The 22,022-nt window shown below is 62.6% G+C and carries 22 protein-coding genes; 14 read left to right on the plus strand and 8 right to left on the minus strand.

Translation table 11 applies throughout. The features are described from left to right. Nucleotides 1-496: 496 nt before the first annotated feature. The 9 genes from KKP04_RS10025 (at nucleotide 497) to KKP04_RS10070 (ending at nucleotide 7,462) form a co-directional block, all read left to right on the plus strand. The gene (locus KKP04_RS10025) at nucleotides 497-775 is read left to right on the plus strand and encodes a hypothetical protein (protein ID WP_215030288.1); all 279 of its coding nucleotides are present in this window, start codon (nucleotides 497-499) and stop codon (nucleotides 773-775) included. A 373-nt stretch (nucleotides 776-1,148) separates the two neighbouring features. Further along, complete coding sequence (locus KKP04_RS10030) at nucleotides 1,149-1,346, plus strand: hypothetical protein (protein ID WP_215030293.1); 198 nt, start codon at nucleotides 1,149-1,151, stop codon at nucleotides 1,344-1,346. Nucleotides 1,347-1,593: 247 nt separating this feature from the next. Next, on the plus strand, nucleotides 1,594-2,526 hold the full coding sequence (gene fmt / locus KKP04_RS10035) for a methionyl-tRNA formyltransferase (protein WP_215030296.1): 933 nt from the start codon (nucleotides 1,594-1,596) through the stop codon (nucleotides 2,524-2,526). A gap of 206 nt (nucleotides 2,527-2,732) precedes the next feature. Further along, nucleotides 2,733-3,500 (plus strand): thioredoxin family protein, encoded by a 768-nt coding sequence (locus KKP04_RS10040; protein ID WP_215030299.1) that lies wholly within the window; start codon nucleotides 2,733-2,735, stop codon nucleotides 3,498-3,500. A 7-nt stretch (nucleotides 3,501-3,507) separates the two neighbouring features. Continuing rightward, nucleotides 3,508-3,927, plus strand: coding sequence for an EVE domain-containing protein (locus KKP04_RS10045; RefSeq protein WP_215030302.1), 420 nt, complete (start codon nucleotides 3,508-3,510; stop codon nucleotides 3,925-3,927). Nucleotides 3,928-4,018: 91 nt separating this feature from the next. After that, nucleotides 4,019-5,341, plus strand: a complete 1,323-nt coding sequence (locus tag KKP04_RS10050) for a phosphopantothenate--cysteine ligase family flavoprotein (protein WP_215030305.1) — start codon at nucleotides 4,019-4,021, stop codon at nucleotides 5,339-5,341. Beyond that, nucleotides 5,338-5,796, plus strand: coding sequence for a dUTP diphosphatase (dut, locus tag KKP04_RS10055; RefSeq protein ID WP_215030308.1), 459 nt, complete (start codon nucleotides 5,338-5,340; stop codon nucleotides 5,794-5,796). Before KKP04_RS10050 ends, dut begins: the two co-directional genes overlap by 4 nt. 144 nt (nucleotides 5,797-5,940) lie before the next feature. Beyond that, nucleotides 5,941-6,516 carry a GNAT family N-acetyltransferase gene (locus KKP04_RS10060; protein ID WP_127076958.1) on the plus strand — a complete coding sequence of 192 codons (576 nt, stop codon included), beginning with the start codon at nucleotides 5,941-5,943 and terminating at the stop codon, nucleotides 6,514-6,516. A 538-nt stretch (nucleotides 6,517-7,054) separates the two neighbouring features. After that, entirely contained in the window at nucleotides 7,055-7,462 is a 408-nt protein-coding gene (locus tag KKP04_RS10070) for a DUF4112 domain-containing protein (RefSeq protein WP_215030311.1), read from the plus strand. A gap of 87 nt (nucleotides 7,463-7,549) precedes the next feature. On the opposite strand, the gene KKP04_RS10075 is transcribed toward KKP04_RS10070, so the two are convergent. From KKP04_RS10075 to KKP04_RS10085, 3 genes are read right to left on the minus strand one after another with little or no spacing between them, the layout of a single operon-like run. Then, entirely contained in the window at nucleotides 7,550-7,900 is a 351-nt protein-coding gene (locus KKP04_RS10075; RefSeq protein ID WP_215030314.1) for an HPF/RaiA family ribosome-associated protein, read from the minus strand. 39 nt (nucleotides 7,901-7,939) lie between these two features. Next, nucleotides 7,940-9,052, minus strand: coding sequence for a hypothetical protein (locus tag KKP04_RS10080; protein ID WP_215030317.1), 1,113 nt, complete (start codon nucleotides 9,050-9,052; stop codon nucleotides 7,940-7,942). Nucleotides 9,053-9,100: 48 nt separating this feature from the next. Next, nucleotides 9,101-9,337, minus strand: coding sequence for a hypothetical protein (locus tag KKP04_RS10085; protein WP_215030319.1), 237 nt, complete (start codon nucleotides 9,335-9,337; stop codon nucleotides 9,101-9,103). A 320-nt stretch (nucleotides 9,338-9,657) separates the two neighbouring features. Between KKP04_RS10085 and dusA the strand changes: the two genes are divergently transcribed. From dusA to msrP, 3 genes are all read left to right on the plus strand, one after another. Further along, complete coding sequence (gene dusA, locus KKP04_RS10090; protein ID WP_215030322.1) at nucleotides 9,658-10,689, plus strand: tRNA dihydrouridine(20/20a) synthase DusA; 1,032 nt, start codon at nucleotides 9,658-9,660, stop codon at nucleotides 10,687-10,689. A gap of 151 nt (nucleotides 10,690-10,840) precedes the next feature. Next, nucleotides 10,841-11,686 carry a sulfite exporter TauE/SafE family protein gene (locus KKP04_RS10095; RefSeq protein ID WP_215030325.1) on the plus strand — a complete coding sequence of 282 codons (846 nt, stop codon included), beginning with the start codon at nucleotides 10,841-10,843 and terminating at the stop codon, nucleotides 11,684-11,686. A 171-nt stretch (nucleotides 11,687-11,857) separates the two neighbouring features. Beyond that, complete coding sequence (gene msrP / locus KKP04_RS10100) at nucleotides 11,858-12,892, plus strand: protein-methionine-sulfoxide reductase catalytic subunit MsrP (protein WP_251134027.1); 1,035 nt, start codon at nucleotides 11,858-11,860, stop codon at nucleotides 12,890-12,892. A 42-nt stretch (nucleotides 12,893-12,934) separates the two neighbouring features. Here the strand turns inward: msrP and KKP04_RS10105 are convergent, their stop codons facing one another. The 4 genes from KKP04_RS10105 to thrC all read right to left on the minus strand — a co-directional run bounded on the left by KKP04_RS10105 (nucleotide 12,935) and on the right by thrC (nucleotide 19,764). Beyond that, on the minus strand, nucleotides 12,935-16,228 hold the full coding sequence (locus tag KKP04_RS10105; RefSeq protein ID WP_215030328.1) for an EAL domain-containing protein: 3,294 nt from the start codon (nucleotides 16,226-16,228) through the stop codon (nucleotides 12,935-12,937). Nucleotides 16,229-16,315: 87 nt separating this feature from the next. Then, entirely contained in the window at nucleotides 16,316-16,903 is a 588-nt protein-coding gene (locus KKP04_RS10110; RefSeq protein WP_215030331.1) for a GNAT family N-acetyltransferase, read from the minus strand. Nucleotides 16,904-16,912: 9 nt separating this feature from the next. Beyond that, entirely contained in the window at nucleotides 16,913-18,193 is a 1,281-nt protein-coding gene (locus KKP04_RS10115) for a pitrilysin family protein (RefSeq protein ID WP_215030334.1), read from the minus strand. A gap of 173 nt (nucleotides 18,194-18,366) precedes the next feature. Then, on the minus strand, nucleotides 18,367-19,764 hold the full coding sequence (thrC, locus tag KKP04_RS10120; RefSeq protein ID WP_215030337.1) for a threonine synthase: 1,398 nt from the start codon (nucleotides 19,762-19,764) through the stop codon (nucleotides 18,367-18,369). Between the two features lie 316 nt (nucleotides 19,765-20,080). Between thrC and KKP04_RS10125 the strand changes: the two genes are divergently transcribed. Beyond that, complete coding sequence (locus KKP04_RS10125; RefSeq protein ID WP_215030340.1) at nucleotides 20,081-20,605, plus strand: invasion associated locus B family protein; 525 nt, start codon at nucleotides 20,081-20,083, stop codon at nucleotides 20,603-20,605. Between the two features lie 54 nt (nucleotides 20,606-20,659). On the opposite strand, the gene KKP04_RS10130 is transcribed toward KKP04_RS10125, so the two are convergent. Next, nucleotides 20,660-21,157, minus strand: coding sequence for a hypothetical protein (locus KKP04_RS10130; protein WP_215030343.1), 498 nt, complete (start codon nucleotides 21,155-21,157; stop codon nucleotides 20,660-20,662). Nucleotides 21,158-21,368: 211 nt separating this feature from the next. On the opposite strand from KKP04_RS10130, the gene msrQ reads away from it, so the two are divergent. Then, the gene (gene msrQ / locus KKP04_RS10135) at nucleotides 21,369-22,016 is read left to right on the plus strand and encodes a protein-methionine-sulfoxide reductase heme-binding subunit MsrQ (protein ID WP_215030346.1); all 648 of its coding nucleotides are present in this window, start codon (nucleotides 21,369-21,371) and stop codon (nucleotides 22,014-22,016) included. The last annotated feature ends 6 nt before the right edge of the window (nucleotides 22,017-22,022 follow it).

The following is a 22,022-nucleotide window of genomic DNA, read 5'->3' on the forward strand; positions in this document are numbered from 1 at the left end:
CAGACCACTCGAAATCCGTCAGATCGAAGCGCGCCATGAGAAACTCCCTCGTTTGGGAGTTTGAATCACAGCGCGCCCGATTCGGGAATCCCTTTATGGGTTTATCACCTAGCGCAACCGGTTGCGCGCAGCGGAACGGCGCGAATATCCGCGCCGTTCGGCAAACGCTAATTGCCGGTTCCCCCGATGGGCCCTGAACCGCATTAAGTCCAAGCAGCCGCTGCACTTTCCTTCGAGGCCAATGCGACTCGCGCGAGTCTGTTCCCTGTCCGACCGCATAGCAGGTGTGGCGCCGACGAAAGTGCTCCCCCGAGCGCGGATTGTGTCGGGTTCGCAACGGTTTCAAAATGGGGACTACGAAAATATCCTTATTTTGGAACAAATGTTTTTAGAGGCTGTTAACCGCGCTCAAAGGCCAGGTCATCGGGACCCGATAAATCATCACGCAATAGTTGGAGTTGGGGGAATTATGAGCGCAGCCGCGACGAGGAAGAACATGCTCCCGGGACTTGCATTCCCGGCGGTCAAGCCTGAGCCGAGCGTCGGCCGCGACGAGCCGCGCCATTTCAAGACCAGGATATCCATCGAAAAGAACCTGGAAAACATGTGGCTCAAATCCGAAGAAATCGGCTGGAATTACCAGGATTTCGTTTCTCAGGTGCTGGAAATCATGGTCGTCCTCAAGCACAGGGATCGGCTCGTCAAACGCGAAGCAAAGTCGGAAGTCGCCAGCCTGAGGTCCGTCGCGACCGCGCCGGAAAAGGCGCTGGTCTAGTTCCTCCGGCGCATATTTTTGCCCACCTTGCCGCATGCTCTCACGCAAAAATATGCGCCTGAAGGACTAGCTACTTGTTGTTTTTCAATCTGCAACGGTGTCAGCAGCAATATCGCGCGTGCGCCGCACGAGAATAGCGGTCGTGGCGGTCGCCCTATCGGGACGCACTGCTTTCATTGGTTAATATCGCCGTTAATGGCTACCTAACGCCGCTCGGGAGATGCAAATTTGATTTGCATCAAACCATGGGGCGGGTATTTGTGATGCAATAAGGTCACGCGCCCACGATTGACCCCTCTCTGCTCCCGCAAAACCGCGCAGTGTAGTGCCAACGGGCCGTGTTTTGTTCAGCCAACCCGTAAGAAGTACCGTCATGAAAAAGTCCCGCTCGAAGAATTGGTATTCGTCAGAAGATTGGTTTTACGATTACGAGCAAGGGAATGGTCAGACGCTCACGGTCCACGAACAGGAAAAAGAGCTTTTCACCGGCCTTTTCGATGCGAAGGGAAACAAGCTTTACCGTGAACGTCAAACGATAGGCTTTCCATTACGTAAAGCTGCACGTGCGTGACTTTCCCCGAGCCGCGCCCCGGATGGCACCTCCGAACGGCAACCACCATTTTCCCCCACATAGCGATAATGCAGGCGTCTCCGCAGCCGCCCGCTATGGAGGCACTGTCGTTTTGCGACATTCCGGCGCGCTTCCGGCTTGCAAAATCAACCCCCGCGCGCTTTAACAACCCTTCACGGATCGTAACGAGCGCGTGAAACCCGCGCACGCGATCAGCAAAAATGCCTAACATGGAGACGCCGATCCAATGGTTCTGCGCGTCGTGTTTATGGGAACGCCGGACTTCTCCGTTCCCACTCTCAGCGAAATCGTAGCAGCCGGGCATGACGTCGTCGGCGTATACACGCAGCCTCCAAGGCCGGCCGGGCGCGGAATGGAACCGAAAAAATCGCCGGTTCATGCTTTCGCCGAAGAAGCGGGGCTGCACGTCTTCACCCCGAAATCGCTCAGGAAAGCCGAGGCGCAAACCGAGTTCGCGGCGCTGGGCGCGGACGTTGCCGTGGTCGTCGCATACGGCCTCATTCTGCCGAAGCCGGTGCTCGCCGCGCCGCCGCTCGGCTGCCTCAACCTTCACGCATCGCTTCTGCCGCGTTGGCGCGGCGCCGCGCCCATTCAGCGCGCGATCATCGCGGGCGACGCTGAAACCGGCGTCATGGTGATGAAAATGGAGGAGGGGCTCGATACCGGCCCCATCGCACTCGCCGACCGGATTTCCATCGGCGCTGACGCCACGGCGGGCGAAATCCACGATCACCTTTCGCTTATGGGCGCGCCGCTGATGCTGGCGGCGCTCGACCGGCTTCCGCGCGGCGAAATCGCCTTTACGCCGCAACCGGAGGAGGGCGTGACCTACGCCGCCAAGATCTCGAAGGACGAGACGCGCATCGACTGGTCGCGTCCCGGCCCCGACGTTCACGACAAGATCCGCGGGCTGTCGCCTTACCCCGGCGCATGGTTCGAGGCGCTGCTTGGCGGCAAGTGCGAGCGCGTGAAGGTGTTGCGCTCCGTTCTGGTTCCCGGCAAGGGCGATCCGGGACAGCTTCTCGACGGGCATTTGACGGTTGCGTGCGGCTCGCAGGCTGTGCGGCTCACGCGGGTGCAGCGGGCAGGCAAGCGCGCGGTCGGCGGCGACGAGTTCCTGCGCGGCTTCCCGCTCGGCAGGGGCACGCAGTTCGAGTGACAAGCCGGGCCATCGGAGCGGCGACTGCGCAATCCGGTGTCATTCGGCTTCAGCGAAAGCGAGGCACACGCCCTTCCCCTCGCGGAAGCGACCCGGCTTTCATCCGTTAACTCGCTGACATGTGAAGAAAAACAAGGAGTCGTGACTGGGAGTTGAAGGTGTTATTGCGCAAAGTGCATGACGAACCATCGACTTCGGAGGCTCTCTTGACGCGCTTGGCATCGGTTGGCCAACTCTTCTTGATGGGCGCCCTCGCCTTCACCTGCGCGGCAGGCGGCAAGTCACTTGCGACCCCGGCAAACGAACCGACATCCGTCGTGGAATTATTTTCGAGTCAAGGGTGCTCGCTCTGCCCGCCCGCGCACAGGATCCTGCAACAGCTCTCGCTTCGGCCGGGTATCGTGGTGCTGAGTTTCCCGGTCAATTATTGGGATTATCTCGGCTGGAGGGATACGCTGGCGCGCCCTGAACATGGCGAACGCCAGCGCAATTACGCCGCGCTGCTCACGAAGGGCGAGGTGTTCACGCCGCTGGCAGTCGTAAACGGGATGCGCAATTGCGTCGGCAGCGACCTCCCCGAGATCGAAACCGCGATCAAGGCCACTTCCACCTCGCTCAGGAACCAGTCCGTTCTCCTCTCCGTCCGACATGAGGACGGCAATCTCTTTGTCGATGTCGGAGAAAGCGCCGCCCCTATGCGCCATCGCAGCGGCAAGCTCTGGGTGGCGACGGTGCTTCGTTCGCGGTCGCAGAAAATCGGCGCTGGCGATAATGCCGGGCAATTGGTCACTTACACCAACGTGGTGCGCCGCCTCACGGATGCCGGGGATTGGCAGGGCGCGCCCGCGTCCTATTCGCTGCCTCTGGATGCGCTGTCGAAAGACGGCGATATGCTCGTCGTATTCTTGCAGACAGGAAAGCTCGGTCCCATACTCGCGGCAACAATTGTGGAAATAGGCTTCAACGGAAACTGACGGCGCAATGGCTTACTGGCTTTTCAAGACGGAACCGGGAACGTTTTCCTGGGACGATCAACTCAGGGCCGGAAGCAAGGGCGAGGAATGGAGCGGCGTCCGCAACGCGCTCGCGCAGAAGAACATGCGGGCGATGAAAAAGGGCGACCTCGGCTTCTTCTATCACTCCGTGCAAGAAAAGCGCATCGTGGGCGTCGTCCGGGTCCTGAACGAAGCCCACCCGGATTCGACCGATCCGACCGGGCGGTGGCATTGCGTCGATGTGGAGGCGGTCGCGCCTTTTCCCGACCCTGTGACGCTTGCCGAAATCAAGGGCGAGCCGCGCCTTGCCGACATGGCGCTCGTGAAATATTCGCGGCTATCGGTTCAGCCCGTCACCGCCGATGAATGGAACCTTGTTTGCCGGATGGGCGGCTACAAGACGTGATGGGCGATGCGGGCGGCGGCCGCATGTCCGCGCGGATGATGACTTGCGCCTTCGGGCGCTGTAGGATTTCGCCGCAATCGGAACGCCGGACATGCACGGAAAATCCATCCTCCTCATCATCGGCGGCGGCATCGCGGCCTATAAATGCCTCGACTTCATCCGCCGGGCCAAAGAACGCGGCGCGAAGGTTCGCTGCGTGCTGACGCGCGCCGCGCAGGAGTTCGTGACACCGCTGTCGGTGGCCGTGCTGTCCGAGGAACCGCCGTTCACCGAGCTTTTCGACCTCAAGAACGAGACGGAGATCGGCCACATCCGCCTGTCGCGCGAGGCTGACCTCATCGTCGTAGCGCCCGCCACCGCGAACCTGCTCGCGAAGATGGCGCACGGCATCGCGGACGACCTCGCAAGCACCGTCATCCTCGCGGGCGACAAGCCCGTTCTGGCCGCTCCCGCCATGAACTGGCGCATGTGGACGCATCCGGCCACGCGCCGCAATCTCGCGCAACTCGCCGCCGATGGCGTTCGTTTCGTGGGTCCGAACGAGGGCAACATGGCGTGCGGCGAATGGGGCGTCGGCCGCATGGCGGAGGTGGACGAGATCATGAATGCGGCGAACGCCGTTCTTGGCGAGGACCCCGCCGCGCGACCCGCCCATCAGAACGGCAGCACGCTGCGCAGCAAATGCGCAGGCACCGTCACCGCCGAGGGTAATGGCGCTTCCAGCGGCGAGCTTGCCGGGCTGCACGTGCTCGTCACCGCCGGGCCGACCTACGAGCCGCTCGACCCGGTCCGCTTCATCGGCAACCGTTCGAGCGGAAAGCAGGGCTACGCCATCGCCGTCGCCGCCGCTCGTCTCGGCGCTCGCGTGACGCTCGTGGCGGGGCCGACCGCGCTTCCCGATCCCAAAGGCGTTGCAACGGTCCATGTCGAGACCGCGCGTCAGATGTTCGACGCGGTCGAGGCCGCGCTTCCAGCCGACATCGCAGTGTTCGCCGCCGCCGTCGCAGACTGGCGCGCCGCGTCGGTCGAACCGGAAAAAATCAAGAAGGGAGAAGACGGGCCGCCGCAGCTTCGCCTCGTCGAAAATCCCGACATCCTCAAAACAATCGCCTCGCGCGGCGAAGGGCGCCCGCCGCTCGTCATCGGGTTCGCCGCCGAAACCGGCAACGCGGTCGCGCACGGCTCGAAGAAGCTCGCGAGCAAGGGCGCGGACTGGATCGTCGCCAACGATGTCTCACCGGAGCGCGGAATCTTCGGCGGCGATCGCAACGAAGTGCATCTGATCCGCCGCGACGGCGTGGAAAGCTGGCCCGCCTTGTCCAAGGACGACGTGGCGCTGCGGCTCATGCGCGCGGCGGCCGAAAATCTCGGCGCGGTGCGCCGCGCCACCTCCCAACAAGAAGGAAGCTCATGAGCGAGGCCGTCGTCCGATATAATGTGCTGCCCCACGGCGAAGGGTTGAACCCGCCCGCCTATGCCAGCGAGCATGCCGCCGGCCTCGATCTGGCGGCAGCGTTGGAGCCGGGTCACGCTCAGTTTCTTGCGCCGGGCGAGCGCGCGCTGATCCCGACCGGCATCGCTCTCGAATTGCCGCACGGATATGAGGGGCAGGTTCGCCCGCGCTCGGGTCTGGCGCTTCGCCACGGGATAACGGTTCTGAACGCGCCCGGCACCATCGATTCTGATTATCGCGGCGAGGTACAAGTTTTGTTGATCAACCTCGGCAGCGAGCCTTACGCAATCGAAAGAGGCTTCCGCATCGCGCAGCTCGTCATCGCCCCGGTTTCAAGGGTTACGCTGGAAATTGTCGACGAACTCCCCGCGACAAAGCGAAACACCGGTGGCTTCGGCTCCACAGGTCAACTGTAAACATAGCGTTTTGGTCGGCGGTCATAGGTGCCATGCGCCTTTGTTTCGCGCTCTTCGCACTTGCAACATGAAGGCGCATGCTACAAGTGTAGGTCAAAGGAGCCGAAACATCTGGCTCACACAACCATCCAGAAGGAGGTTCCCATGCCTGAATCTCACCTCTGGGGAGGAACGATCAGAAAGATGTGGTTGTCGGAAGCCGATAAATTCCGCGACCATCTCTTGAGACTTGACCGTGACAGTCGCCGGATGCGTTTCGGCATGGCTGTGAGCGACGCCTTCATTATCGACTACGCCTCGCGGCTGGGCGAAATGAAGTGCCTCGTCTACGGTTTCTTCGTCGAAGGCGAAATGCGCGCCGCGGCAGAAATGCGGCAAATCGGCGATGCCTGGTCGGCGGATGCCGAGGGCGCGTTTTCGGTGGAGCACGACTATCAGAACCGGGGCGTCGGCACCGAGCTTCTGGGCCGCATCATCCGCGCGGCGCGGAACCGGGGCATTCAGCGCCTTTACATGAATTGCCTCGCCGAGAACCACAAGATGCAGCGCATCTGCCGGAAGTACGAGGCGGAGTTGCTGTTCGATCACGGCGAAGTGGTCGGGCGCGTGTTGCCTGCGCTGCCCACCTACATCTCGCTGTGGGAGGAGGCCGTGGACGACACGAGCGGCTTCGTCATGGCGATGATCGACCTGCCGGTTCACTCGGAGCCGGTGGCGTAGACGCTGCAACGACCTGATAAAAATGGCCGGGCATGTCCCGGCCATTAGATCAGCCTGCGTTTAATCGAACTCGATTTGACGCAGAAAGCTGGTCGAAAACAGAAACCTAAAGCGTCGTGCCGCGTCTGATTTGCGGCACGATGCTGTAATTATCCGGCGTTTGCATCCGCCTCCCCCTGCCCGTCGGCAGAACGCTCGTCGGCGCAACGATCAGCTTGTCGCCGAAGCGTGTTATAGTGGCGAGGATTTCTGCTTCCTCAGATAGAGGATGACACCGCAAGCAGCGTCAGCGCCCGAAGCATTCTATCCCGAGAAGCTTGCGAATGCGCGGAGGGATGGTTCGCTCACATGATGCTCGATCCCCTCCGCATCCGCCTGAGCGGTTTCAGCATCGACGCCAAGAGAGCCTCGCCTGTCTCTGTCAAGAAAATCGCGCGGTAGGGCTTGCTTGAAACAAGGCCGTCGCTGACGATCGTGGCTGCGCTCAAGGCGGTGGGCATCATACTCGTCGTGGCTAAATGCAGAGGCGGAAAAAGGCATGAAATACCGAATCCCCGCCGCCAACGAACCGGTCCTTGCCGGTTACCTGCATGCTCTCGATCATACTGATCGGCTCGCGAGATCGCTGGACTCTCGGTTCAGGCTGCCGCTGACGAAGCTGCGCTTCGGCTGGGATCCGATTATTGGACTGGTGCCCATCGCCGGCGACCTCGCCGGGCTCGCCCTGTCGTTCGGGATCATCGCGTCGGCGCGAAAGCTGGGCGCATCTCCAGCGCTTCTGCGGCGCATGGCCTTGAATGCGGGGATCGACGCGCTGGTTGGCGCAATCCCGGTCGCCGGACCGGTGTTCGATTTCTTCTTCAAGGCAAACTTGCGCAACGTTCACCTGCTGATGGATGAAATCCGCCGGAAACGCGCGCCCACCCGTGGCATGATCGACTCTTGAGTACGGGGAACGGCCATAGGCGAGCCTGTCGACCCACGCACATTTCTCAGCGGACATATGGCAGCTTGGTCAACCGTCCATTTTGTTTCATATACCTCCATTCGTACGGATGGAGGCGCTTCCCTTGTGATCGTTCGCACGTCCGAGGGTGTTCTCTAGCGAACTTCTCAGTTTCTTTGCAGCTCCGCTGTAGGCCATTTCCAACGTGGCCCCCGCGTGACTGACGGCTATCGGCTGATGCCCGGCCGGCCGGGCCTCCATAAGGCAACGCTTGTCGGCGCTGCCAGACTTACCGGCGTTCTCGTCGCTGAGGTGCACCTCCACACGGGTGATTTGATCGCCGAACCGACTCAACGTAGCGGTGACCTCGGCCTCGATCTTGACGGCAAGTTCGTCCCGGCCTTCGATGTTGTCGTCCGTGTTGACCTGAATATGCACTGGGATCCTCCTGCTTCAGATTAGCGGGCGCGTCGGGCATCACCGCGCGTAACGGAAGATAGCCGCGATCTGGAACCCGTCGGGGAGTTCCTTCTTCCGCGCGCCGATGACCTCGCCGCCCTGGCGAAGGGTGAGAGCGACAACCTTGTCGAGGATATCGTAAGTCGCGGCGTCGGCAGGCGCGCGCGGTGCAATGGAACCAATTCCGCCGGTCAGCGTCCCGTAGATCTCATGATCGACGGCAACGACAAGCGACTCGACTCGACCTTCCTGTGCTGCGTGGGCGATCTCGGTCACGTCGGTCGAGCTGCGCCGGTCGTCCCGCAACGCCTCGACGCGATCAAGACGATCGGCGATCGTGCTCTCGAACCGCCGCGAGACGATGGCGCGGACCTCCGCAGCGAATTCGTCCGCTCTGCGGTGTTCCTGATTGCCCGAGATGACAGCATCCTCGGTGTGCGGATAGGTGTCGACGTCACGATAATAGGTGAGCATGGTGTCTACACCTGCGAGAACGAGAGGTGCCTTCCGGTTCAGCAAAACAGGACGGAGAGCTTCCTCAATCGCGCGCGCGAATTGCCGCTGACGCACCTTCCGGTGCTCGTCCTGCCGTATTTCAACCGACTCGCCATCAGCCGTGCGCTGCGCCATCGCATCGTCGAAGCTCGTCGGCATGCTCGGCACCTCGATTTCCTTCATCTGCCCTTCGGTAACGCACAAGAACCGCACCTGGGCCTGGGCGATGTCGAGGACATACGCCGTGTGCGGAAAGGCGAGGAGCGGGATGAGAGGTTTGAGGTGGAAGCGGTCTGAAACCTCGACTTCGACCGAAACGGTTCGCGGGAGGCGGTAGGTTTCCATCGCGTCGGGCGTGGCGAACACGGCAAGGCCTTCGGCCATGTGGTTCCATAGTAGTGTGTCGTCGGCGAGGCTTTTCAGGCGCGCCTCGATTTCGGAGACGCGCCGCTTGTCGGCTCCAGCGTCCGCCAGTTGCGTCATCGCCCTTTGGGTCGCGTTCTTGAACAGGATCTTGTCCTGTTCCGTCTCCAGACTCACGGTATTCGTGGGGATATAGATCGAAACGCAATGGTCGGCGCGGATCTCATCCAGGCGACAGTAATCCACATCGGTGAACCGGTCGAGATAGAGCATTTTCATAGTCCTTACCGGTCGATCATGTTCAGCGTTTGACGCGAAACGTCAGCGCACCTTGCGGGAGCGTTCCAGCACCGGGCGTTGTCCTTCCTGTTCGAGGGCGCCCGAGGGTGCGATGTCTGAATTCGGATTTGGCTGCATGCCCTTGCCGGCTGCTTGCGTCGTTGGCGGCGCTTCGGTGTCGGAATCGGCTGCCTTCTTCTCCGCAAGCGCACGCTTGGCATTCGAAGTGAGATCGCTCTGCCCGTCCTGCGGTAAGCTCTCGTCCTCTCGTTCTGCCATTTATCGTTCTCGCTCGTTCAGGTGGATCCGGTTATGGACAGGGAAACCCGGTGAGGACATTAAACGTTCCTGATCCGAGTTTGCTGCGGCGCTCTCGACAAGATGTCTTCATAAAGCGCGAGGGAAAGAGTTATCGTGAAGCCAGAATCTTTGATCGAAAGCAAGCCGCTTCGGCGTGGATCAAGAGGCGCGCTATATGGATGGACCTGTCTTTTGTTTTTCGTGGAAGGATGGTCCCCATGACCATATCGAAAAAATGAGCGCAAATCGGAAGAAATCACCCAGGAACGGGCGCAACGAAGAAGATCGGTTTCGAATATATGCTACTGCTAAATAAGGAAAAATCCTCAGAAGAGGCCGATTGGCGCTTCTGCGTAGCACCCATGATGGATTGGACGGATCGGCATTGCCGCTTCTTCCATCGCGTCCTGTCGCGTCGCGCGCGGCTCTATACGGAGATGGTCACGTCCGGCGCGATCATGTACGGCGACCGCGAGCGGCTTCTCGGCTTCGACGCTTCGGAGCACCCCGTCGCGCTGCAACTCGGCGGCTCGGACCCGCTCGAACTCGCGCGCGCGGCCGAAATCGGCGCGGGGTTCGGCTATGACGAGATCAACCTCAATTGCGGCTGCCCCTCGGACCGCGTCCAATCGGGCCGGTTCGGCGCGTGCCTGATGGCGGAACCGGCGCTTGTCGGCGAATGCGTGGCGGCGATGCGAAGCGCGGTCGGCGGCCAGATCCCCGTCACCGTGAAGAACCGCATCGGCATCGACGAGCAGGACAGCGAGGCCGACCTCACGCGCTTCATCGAGACGGTGGCGGAAGCTGGCTGCGAAATCTTCATCGTCCATGCGCGCAAGGCATGGCTCAAGGGGCTGTCGCCCAGAGAGAACCGCGACGTGCCGCCGCTCGATTACGAGCGCGTCTATCGCCTCAAGGCCGCGTTCCCCGAACTGACGATCGTCATCAACGGCGGCATCGAAACAATCGAACAGAGCGCGACGCATCTTGAGGCGGTCGACGGCGTGATGCTCGGCCGCGCGGCCTACAAGAACCCGGCGCTGCTGTTGGAGGTGGACGCCGCGCTCTATGGCGAAACGGCCGCGCCGCTCCGGCCCCGTGAAGCCCTTGAGCGCATGCTTCCGTTCATCGAACGCGAGCTTGAGCGCGGCACGCGGCTTTCCGCCATCGCACGCCACATGATCGGGCTCGTGAACGGAAGGCCGGGCGCGCGGCTTTTCCGACGCCTGTTGACCGAGGAAAGCGTCAAGCCAGGCGCGGGGTTGGACATCATACACGCCGCTATCGAGGCTGCGCGGCGGGTGGAAGAGGCGCCGTCGCTCGCGGCCTGACAGGGTTGCGGAAGGCGGATTCCTGTTGGCTTCAATATGCACACGACAGCTTAAATTGCATATAATAATGCCCAAAAATAATAATAATTGCATGCACGCGGCAAAACTGTAGTCTCCGCTCGCCTTTCAACTCTCCATCTCATGTCCCGCCATGCTCGACCTCATACAACACCTGCCGTGGTATCAGATCGCGGAATTGGCCGTCGCGCTCCTTATCGGCGGCATCATCACCGGCTTCCTCGCGGGCCTTCTCGGCATCGGCGGCGGCGCGGTAAGCGTCCCTGTACTCTACGAACTGTTCCGGCTGGCCAACGTGGACGAAAGCATCATCATGCGCGTCTGCGTGGCGACCTCGCTCGCCATCATCATTCCGACGGCGATCAATTCCGTCCGGTCGCATAACAGGCACGGCGCGGTTGTGATGGACGTGATACGGCGGCTCGGGCCGTGGGTCGTGGCGGGCGCGGTGCTCGGCGTGTTCATCGCGTCGCGTGCGCCGTCGAGCTTCCTCAAGGCCGTGTTCGCGATATCCTGCATCTTCATCGCCTCCCGGCTCGCCTTCGGCAAAAGCGAGCCGAAGCCCGACGCGGCGCTTCCACCCGCGCCGTGGAATCTCGTCGCCGGTTTCGGTATCGGCCTGATTTCAACGCTGATCGGCATCGGCGGCGGAGCCTACGTCACGGCCTACATGAAGTTCCTCGGCTGGCCGATCCATCAGGCGGTCGGCACGGCGGCGGGCTTCGGGCCGATCATCGCAATTCCCGCCACCATCGGCTATATGGTGGAAGGCTGGAACGTCGCAGCGCTTCCACCGCTGTCGGCGGGCTATGTCAGCCTGCTCGGCTTCCTCGTGCTCGGCCCGGTGAGCGTGCTCGCGGCGCCGCTCGGCGCGAGGCTGGCGCATCGGCTTTCGCGGCGGACGTTGGAAGTCACTTTCATGTCCTTCCTGCTGTTCGTCGCGGCGCGGTTCATGGTGAGCCTTGTCTGGGGTGTCTGACGCGCTTCAACCCAGCGCCGGTTCCGTCCCCGCCCCGCATCGCTCGACCTGCCGCTTCAAGCGAAGGAGATAAGGAGCGTGGGAAGAAGCGCGGTCCTCTCCGCGTTGTGATGGAAACCCGGTGGCGCAATTCGGCAACCGCGCCCACATGCGGAACGGAAGCGAGGTTTCATGCCTGACAAACGCCCGGATCGACCCGCAAAGCCGCATCGTTGGAACGACAGATCGAGCGACGACAAGAAGCGTCCGACCGCGGCTGCCCGAACGCGCGACGCGCTGGGACCGCCCGTCCCTTCATCCGAGATCACGCCCCGCGCCTTGTATTTGCGCCGCCGCGAGTTTATCGGCGGGGCGATTGCGTCGCTGGCGCTGGGCTTGCCGTCACCCTCGAACGCCACGCCGCTGTCCTTCGAGAAAGGGCCGTTCGGCACGGCCGAGCCGCTTACGCCGAAGAAGGACGTGACCACCTACAACAATTTCTATGAGTTCGGCACGGACAAGAGCGATCCCGCCTCCTATTCCGGCGCGCTCAAGACGAGCCCATGGTCCGTCGCCATCGACGGGCTCGTCGCGAAGCCTGCGACGCTCGCGCTGGATGAGATCCTGAAGCTTGCGCCGCTTGAAGAGCGCATCTACCGGCTGCGCTGCGTCGAAGGCTGGTCGATGGTGATCCCATGGATCGGCTTCCCGTTGTCGGCGCTGCTCGCGCGCGTCGAGCCGCTCGGCTCCGCGAAGTTCGTGGCCTTCGAAACGCTGGTGCGGCCGTCCGAAATGCCGGGGCAGAGGGGTTTCTTCCAGCCGCTCGACTGGCCGTATCGCGAGGGCCTGCGCCTCGACGAGGCGATGCATCCGCTGACGATCCTTGCCGTCGGCCTTTACGGCGAAACGCTGCCGAACCAGAACGGCGCGCCGCTGCGTCTCGTCGTGCCATGGAAATACGGGTTCAAGAGCATCAAGTCCATCGTCCGCGTCAGCCTCGTGGAGAGCCAGCCGCCGACCTCATGGAACATGCAGAACGCGCGCGAATACGGCTTCTATTCCAACGTGAACCCGGCGGTGGATCATCCGCGCTGGAGCCAGGCGACCGAGCGGCGTATCGGCGAAGGCGGGCTGTTCGCGCCGCGTCGCCCGACGCTTCCGTTCAACGGCTATGGCGAGCAGGTCGCCTCGCTTTACGCGGGCATGGACCTGAAAGCGGATTTCTGAGGCTCACGCGCAATCGCTGATGGACGCGCAACGCCCTGGGTGTCAAGCCTTGCGCGGTTTGAACGGCGGCCCTGACGGTTCGGGCGCGTCGGGCGCGGGTGTGAAGCCCTGCCCGGGCTGCGGGGGCTTGCCCGGAGCAGGACTGAAGGCTCGCTCCGGTTGAGGCGCTGCCGCGTCGCCCTTCGCCCGCTGTTTGCTCGCTTCGCCGCGACGGAAGCGGCGGCCAATGGCCCGTGACGGCTTGGCGGACGGCTCCGGCGCGTCATCGCCCGCCATCTGAGGCGCTTGCGCTTCCCTTTCGGCGAGAACCAGCGCTTTTTCCTTTTCCTCCTCGCGCCCCTTTTCCGCGCGGCGCTCGGCGCGCCGCTCTTCCTTTTCAATGGCCCTGTTGTCGCGCTTGTTTGAGCGCGCGATGGCATTCAGAAGGTTGACGACATCCTTGTCGGACATGAGATCCGCATAGAAGAAGCCTTGTCCGTAGTCGCAGCCGAGCGCGCGGACATAGGCGAGATCCTCCTCGCTGTCGATGCCCACGGCGACCACGTCCTTGCCGAGTTCGTGCGCGATGGACAGCACCGCCTTCAGCACCATGGCGCTTGAGCGGTCCTTGTCGGAGAGGGTGACGAGCGAACGGTCGATCTTGATCGCGTCGATGGAGAGACGGTTCCAGTACGAGAGCGACGAGAAGCTCACGCCGAATTCATCGAGCGCGATGGAGACGTTGAGGCTTTTCAGCCAGTCGAGAATCTCGATGGCCTGCTCGGGGTTCGCGTTGATAAGCGTCTCGGCGATTTCGAGCCGGAGCGCCCCCCTGGGCAGAGTTTCGCGCCCGATGATCAGCCGCAGGTTCTGCACCAGATCGTGGTGGAAAAGCTGCTCGCTCGACATGTTGATCGAAATATAGATCGGGTCGTCGCGCTGGAGGATGCGGTGCCAGCGCGCGCCCTGTCGGATGCAGCGCTCGAACACATAGGCCCACAATTCGCCCGAAAGCCCGGCCGCCTCGGCGGCGGCCTCGAATTCCGGCAGGGCAAGCTTGCCGAGCGTCGGGTGATCCCAGACGACGAACGCTTCCATGCCGGCAAGCCGCTCGTCGGCGATGCGCATGATGGGCTGATACAGCATACGGATCTGGCGGCGCTCGATGGCGTGTTTCAGATCGGCCTGCACGATGGCGCGCTCGTCGGTGGCACCGCGCATTTCGGGCTTGAACAGCTCAATGCGATCCGGGCCCGCTCGCTTGGCGCGATACATCGCGCTTTCGGCCTCGCGGAGCAGGTCTTCCGCGTGCTCCTGCGTGCCGTCATACATGGCGATGCCGATACTTCCGGTGAGCACCAGGTCGCGACCGCCGACCTTCATCGGTGTGCGAAGAGAGCGGCGCACGCGTTCGGCCAGCATCGCGATATGGCGCGGCTCGGTGTCGTCGGAAATGAGGATGGCGAATTGCAGCGGGCTCACGCGCGCCAGCGTGTCCTGCTGCGAGATGTATCGCTGGAGCCGCCGCGAGACGGTCAGCAGCACGCTGTCGTTCGCGGCGAAATCCGCCGAACGGCTCTGGTTCTTGAGCGCGTCGAGATCGACAAAAAACACCGTCGGCTTCAGGTTTTCGAGCTGCGCGCGGGTGACGGCGAATTGCAGCCGGTCGAGGAAAAGCTCGCGGTTCGGCAGGCCGGTGAGGCCGTCCCGGATCGCGTTATGAAGCAGCCGCTCCTGCGCCCGCTTCTGCGCGTTCACGTTACGCAAGAGGCCGACACCGCGAAGCTGACGCGTGGTGCGTTGCGGCGTGACGGCGGCGCGCAGTTCGTACCAGAGATAGCCGCCATCGGCGCGCTTCATGCGGAATTCGAGATTGATATCGCCGCCCTGCCGCTCGCGGAGCGTCCACAGAGTAAGGCGCATGCGCTCGCGGTCGGAGGCGTGGAGATGCTGGAGCCAGGCGTCCTGCGCGCAGCGAAGCGTGCCGGGTGGAACGCCGAGCGCATTTTCCACCTCCGGTCCGGCGTTGATTTCGTTGCGTCGGCCGTCCCATTCCCACACGCTTGCGCCGGAGGCTTCCAGCGCCAGGACCCGCAGCTTGAACTGGCCGGGATCTTCGCCGGACGCGCCGGGATCGGCGGTCTGGAAAGCATATTGCGTGACGGTGAGGCCGATCAGCATGAGGAAAACGACGAGGCCCGCCGAGATCGCCGACACGGCCACGTCGCCGGACATCTTGCCGGTCACGACGACGGCGGCGGCGAACAGCCACAGCAAGAACAGCATCCATGTCGGCAGCAGCGAGAGCGCTCGCTCCTGCCCTCTCAGCGCCAGAAACACGATGACGGCGGTGCCGACGACCGCGATAGGGATCAGAGACAGACGCGCGAGGCTGGTCGTCAACTGTGCGTCCACGAGCCCGAAAAAGATGAGTCCGAGCTGCGCCACGATCCAGCCGAAAAAGGCCATCGAGATCCAGGAGTGCCACAGCCTGAGATTGAGGAAGGCATAGAGAAAGATGACAAGGGTCGCCGCGAACGACGCCTCCGCCATCGCTCGATAGGTGCCGTTATCCTCGGAGGATAGCTGAAACAACTTGTGCCAGAATCCGAAATCCACGCAGAGATAGGCGAGCGCGGACCAGGCGAGCAACGCCGCCGCCGGGAAGATCGACTTGTGATTGACGGCGAAAAGCGCGGTCAGGAACAGCCCGAGTACGCCCGTTATGCCGAGAAGGATGCCGTTCAGCAGATTGACGTCGCGAATACGCTTGCCGAAATTCTGCGCCGAGGAAAGATAGAGGCGAGGCACCGATGCCGAAGCGAGTTCCACGATGAATGTTACCGTGGTGCCGGGCTCGATTGAAATGCGGTAGATGTCGAGAAAGTCGTACTCTTCGATCCGCTCGGGGCGGAAGCCGAGCGACGGCGTGACATTGGTGATGCGGGGCGCGTCGAGGTCCGGCTTGAACACGCCGGAATTGACGATGTCGTAGCGTTGCGCACTGAGGAAGCGCGTCACCGGCTTGTCGGTGGGGTTGGACAGGGCGAAGACGATCCAGCTTGGATTGGTGCCGGGCGTCTTGGCGGAAACCGTCATGCGGCCCGCTATGCCGTCGGCGTTTGCTGCGGTCTCGACGGCGATCTTGTCGCCTCGCCGCTCGTAGAACTCGCCAAGCAGGGTGATGTCGATCTTTTCCTCAGCGGAACCGACGACGATCGGCTCCACCGCCGAGGCGGGAGACGAAATCAGGAAAGCGGCGGCGATCCAGGCCGTGCATAGAAGGAGCGCCACTTGCGCGACCACGCCGAGGCGGGAAGCAGGGGAGGCGGCCGTTTCGGCGGCACGATGCAGCATTCGACCTCGCATCAGCGGGCGCCGGTCCGACCGGCAGGACGCGCGGTTTCATTCGGCGAACCGGTATCCGTCTCATCAGAAGACGGGTTATGGCAACGGATCGTCGTTGATGAGCGCGAACAGCCAATGGTCCTGCCACACGCCATTGATCTTGAGATATCGACGGGCCAGGCCCTCATATTGAAACCCCGTACGGACCAGCAAAGCCGCCGAAGCCTTGTTTTCGGGCAGGCAGGCCGCTTCGAGCCGATGAAGACGCAAGACGTCGAACACGAACCATATGACCGCGCGCACCCCTTTGGTCATGTATCCCTGGCGGGCGTGCGGAGCCCCTGTCCAGTATCCGAGAGAACAGCTCTGGCTGACCCCGCGCCGAATGTTACTCAACGTCAAGCCGCCTATAAGCGCGTTATCAGAGCTTCTGAACAGAAAAAAGGCATAACCGACATCTTGTCGGGCATCGCGGTAATAATAGCGAATGCGGCGGCGGTAGGTTTCGCGAGAAAGCTCGTCCTTCGCCCAGCGGGGTTCCCACGGTTCGAGGAAGGAGCGGCTTTGCCCTCGAAGGGTGGCCCACTCCTTGTAGTCGGACATTTGCGGCTCTCGCAGATAGACGCCATCACCCTCGACGTAAGGCCTCGTCTCCACGAAGAAAATGCGCGACCCGCCGAGCATCGGGCGGCCTCAGGCGGCCAGGGCGCCGGTAAGGAAGGCTTCGGCCGCATCGGCCGCCGTTGCCGCCGAGCCGCGCCCGCCGACCACCGCCGAGACGATTTCCGGTCGCGCACGAAAGCCGAGGCCGACCGCCTGCACGTGCTCGCGCGTCACGCCGTCCACCTTCTCGATCAGTTCCTCGTTGGAGATCGGCCGCCCGAACACCATGAGATCCCAGGCGATCTGCCCCGCGCGGGACTCGCAGCTTTCGAGGCTCATGAATAGCCCCGCCTTGATCTGCGCCTTGGCGCGGGCAAGTTCCCTGTCGGTCGGCCCGTTTTCGGCGAGGTCCGCGAAAATGCCGAGCGAGAGCGCGCTCAGTTCCTTCAGTTGCTGCGCGCTCGTCGCCGCGTGGAGGCCGATGATGCCGCTGTCCGAATAGCCCCAGTCGAAGGCGTGGATATCGTAGCAGAGGCCGCGCTTTTCGCGCACCTCCTGAAACAGCCGCGAGGCCATGCCGCCGCCCGCGATCCCGGCGAAGATACGCCCGGCGAATGAATCCTCATGCCCGTTCGGGAAGCCCTCGAAGGCGAAGATGACGTGGCACTGCTCGAACCGCTTGTCGACGGTGGCGTGGCCGCCTTCGAACTTCGCGCGCTTGATCGGGCGCGGCGCTTCCTCGGGCAGGCCCGTGAACAGGCTTTCGGCGAGCTTGTGGATCGCGGCGTGATCGACCGCCCCCGCCGCTGAAAGGATCATGCGGGAGGCCGAGTAGTTTTCGCTCCGGAAGCGGCGCAAATCGGCGGCCGAATGGCGCGAGATGGTGCGTTCGTTGCCGAGGATGGACCGGCCGAGCGACTGATTCGGATAGGCTTCGTCGAGCGCCAGATCGAAAACGATGTCGTCGGGGCTGTCCTGTGTCGCCGCGATTTCCTGAAGGATGACTTCGCGCTCGCGGTCCATCTCCTCGTCCGAAAACGACGGGTTGAGAAGCAGGTCGCCGATGAGGTTAAGTCCAAGTTCCACGTCGCTCTTTAGCACGCGCGCGTAATAGTTGGTCGCTTCCGACGACGTGACCGCATTCAATGCGCCGCCCGCGCCTTCGATTTCCTCGGCGATTTCAATCGGCGAGCGTGTCGGCGTGCCCTTGAAGGCCATATGTTCGAGGAAATGGGCGACGCCGTGCTCGTTATCCGTCTCGGAGCGAGCGCCAGCGGTGACGAAAACGCCGACCGTCGCCGTTTCGAGCCCCGGCATGCGGTCGGTCACGATTCGCATTCCGTTCGCTAGCTGGCTGGTCTCGACTGTCATGGGCAGAACCTCGGGCAAATCTCAAATGGTTTATCGAGCGATATCGCGGACGGCGCCGCGCGCTCGTCAGCAGCATCTTCTTCGGCATGATAACAAACCGGAAATCGGATTGGGGACCACGCCTTTTGTCGACGCATGATCCTATCGCAAAACCGGACGCGATTTTTGCGGAATCATGCTTGCAGCTTGTTAGCGGCGTGCCGCGCGATAACGTCCGCCACCGCAGCGGCGGAATTCGGCAAGATCTGTACACGTTCGCGGCCGTGAAGACGCTCCACGAGACGCTCGGGAATCTCCGCAGCACGACCGATGGCGCGCGTCACCGCTTCCGGGAACTTCGCGGGATGCGCCGTCGACAGGACAACCATCGAACCGCCGTTGCGCTCCTGCTCGCGCTTGCCGGCGACGACGCCCACGGCGGTATGGGGATCGATGATCATCCCGGTTTCGTCGAACAGAGCGCGCGTCGCGTCGGCGGCCTCTTCACGCGTGACGCGCCATGCGAAGAAGCGCTCGCGGATGCGGGCGAGCGTGGCGGGCGGCAGGTCGAAATGTCCTTTCGCCTTCAGGTCTGCCATCGCGCGGTTTACGAGGTCGGCATCGCGGCCGCTTTCCTCGAACAGAAGCCGCTCGAAATTGCTGGAAATCTGGATGTCCATGCTCGGGCTGTCGGTCGGCACGACGCCCTTGGGCTCGTAGCGGCCCGTCTCCAGCGTTCGCGCAAGGATGTCGTTCTCGTTTGTCGCGATCACGAGGCGGCCCATGGAAAGCCCCATCAGCGACGCCGCGAAGCCCGCGAAGATGTCGCCGAAATTGCCGGTGGGCACCGAGAAGCTCGGGCGGCACGCCGTGCCGAGCTTCGCCGCCGCCGTGTAGTAGTAAACCGTCTGGGCCACGATGCGTGCCCAGTTGATGGAATTGATCGCCGAAAGCGCGTGGCGCGTGCGGAACTCAGCGTCGCCGAACAGCGCCTTCACGATGGCCTGCGTATCGTCGAACGTGCCTTCGATGGCGATGACGTGGACGTTGTCCTCGGCGGCCGTCGTCATCTGCTTGCGCTGCACGTCCGAGATGCGGCCATGCGGGTAAAGGATGAAAAGTTCTATGTCGTCGCGCCCGCGAAACGCCTCGACCGCCGCCGCGCCGGTATCGCCCGAGGTCGCGCCGACAATCGTCGTGCGCTGCCCCCGCCGCTTCAGCGCGCGTTCCATCAGCCGCGACAGAACCTGCATCGCGAAGTCCTTGAAGGCGAGCGTGGGCCCGTGGAACAACTCAAGCAGGTGGAGATCCGGCCCGACTGTCCTGAGCGGCGCGGTATCGGGATCGGCGAAGCGCGCATACGCGTCCGACACAAGCGCGAAAAGTTCTGCCTCGCCGGGATTGTCGCCCATGTATGGCGTCATCACATGCGCCGCCGCAGCCGCATAAGCGCCGGTGGGCGAAGCAGGCAGGGACGAAAGGTGCGGCCACGTCTCCGGCATGTAAAGCCCGCCATCGGGCGCGAGACCGGCGAGAAGCGCTTCCTCGAAGTCCGCTTTCGGTGCGGCACCTCGTGTCGAGACGTACATCATATCGTTTCTTGTTCCGCGATGCGGCAAACCGCTTTACGCAAGGGATGTCGGATTTTTACGCACAATAGGACGGACTTTGGCCTGTGTCATCTCCGACGCAGCAAATTCGCACCGAAACCGGAGGTTGACTCAAGAATTCTTGCACGGCCGGAAGGGGCCAGCTTGAACGAAACACCGCCGCTCCGGGACCGCACGAGCCGTCAGGCCGCGAAACAGCAGCCGCCATCTCCGTCGCGCAGTCTCAATTCGGCCCATATTCTTGTCGAGTGCAAGGTATATCCTCGCACTCAGCTCTTTCTCGACACGGACCGCCATCATGCAAAGAACGGCCAACATCCTCGCCGCGTGCCTTTTCGCCGCCTGCGCTTGCGCTGCGGGCCTTGGCGCGGCTCAAGCCCAGGAAATCGGCTCCGGTCAGGTGAAGGCGATTTACGGCGCGTGGAAGCTGAAATGCGCGCAACTCGCCGGTGCAAAAAAAGAGAAATGCGCGCTCGTGCAGGATCTGAAGCTCGAAGACCGGCCGAACATGTTCATGACCGTGCTTCTGATGCGGGCGTTCGAGGACCAGAACAAGAAGATCCTGCGTATTGTCGCGCCGCTCGACGTTGTGCTTCCCGCCGGTCTCGGCCTTCGCGTGGATGGCAAGGACGTCGGCAACGTGAAGTTTCTCAAATGCCGCAAGTTCGGCTGCCTCGCAGAGGTGATCGTGGACGATCAGCTGATCGGAAAATTCACGAGCGGTCGGACGGCGAGTTTCATCGTGTTTCCGACGCCGGACTCGGGCGTGGGTTTTCCCGCGCCGCTGGCTGGTCTTTCGGACGGACTCAAGGGCCTGAACTGAGATAAGAAAAACCCCGGCGCGGGTGAACGGCCGGGGTTTTTCGCGCGTTCTCTCTCAATAGCCGTAAGGCCGCTCGGACGGATAACGGCCGCGAGGATCGTAATCGCGCCCGCCGCGATCGTTAGCCGCGAATCGTTCCAGGCTGTAGACGTCGCCACGGCCGGAGATGTTCAGCAGCGAGTGCGCAACGATCTCGCCGCGCCCGTTGAAGCGCAGAAGCACATGCCCCCGAGCATACGGTTGTTTGACGTGGACGAGCACCGCCGAATTGTCCTGCTCGCGCTCGCGCGGATAGCTGGAAAGGAAAGTACGGCCGCGATATTCGCCGAAAACGACGGGTTCGCCATTACGGAGCCCGAAAACGGTGACGCAGACGCCGCCGCGTTTATGCTCGGGCCGGATTTCGATGCGCACAACCATATTGCGCTGAAGCGCGACATTATTCCAGGTGCCCAGATAATCGGTCGGCTCGCCGTAGTAGGGATTTCGGCCTTGCGCCTGAGCGCCTGCCGCGCCCAGCATCAGGACCACGCATGCCACTAAAACTCTCATACTAACGCCCTCTCAAGTGGAACTACTGCGCGCAAGTATCGAGACTTCGCGTAAATTTTTAGTATCATTTTCACAGGGTCTTAAGTGCTCCCTGCACGCGGCGGCGCGCCTTATCGCCAGCCTCGCGGCGGTTTGAACGATGGCGGCTCGAAAAGCCCGCCCAGAGGCCCATTTCCTTGGAGGCCGGGTCCGCACTCAGGGAACATATTGCATGTCACAGCCGAACGAATCGCCGAGGCGCGCTGCCCAGCGGGCGATCAATGCCTTCCCGCACTGGCCGGTCTATCTGGTCGGCGCGCTGCCGGGCCTGTGGACTTTCTGGCTCGCGGTGAGCGACCAACTCGGCGCCGACCCGGTAAAGACGCTCGAACATATGCTTGGCCTCTGGGCGCTGCGCTTCCTGATCGCGAGCCTCACGGTGACACCGCTTCGCCGGATCGGGGGGCCGAACCTCGTCCGGTTCCGGCGCGCGCTGGGCCTGCTCGCCTTCTTCTATGCCTGCGCGCACCTTCTGACATGGATCGCGCTCGACCGGGGGCCGGACCTTGCCGCGATCCTCGGCGATATCGTGAAGCGTCCTTACATCACGCTCGGCATGGCGACTTTCGCGATCCTCGTGCCCCTTGCATGGACCTCCAACGCGCGAGCAATCAAACGCATGGGCGCCGGAGCGTGGCAGCGGCTGCATCGATGGGTGTACCTCGCCGCGATCCTCGCCATCGCACATTATCTGCTGTCGCTGAAATCCTGGACGCTGGAGCCGCTCGCCTATGCGGCAGCGGTGACGGCGCTTCTTCTTTTTCGCGTCTTCTCGTCGCCGCGCGGGAATCGGCGGCCAACGCCGGCCGAATCGGGTTGATGCTCG

It is taken from the genome of Rhodomicrobium sp. Az07 (assembly GCF_018619475.1).
GTDB lineage: Bacteria > Pseudomonadota > Alphaproteobacteria > Rhizobiales > Rhodomicrobiaceae > Rhodomicrobium.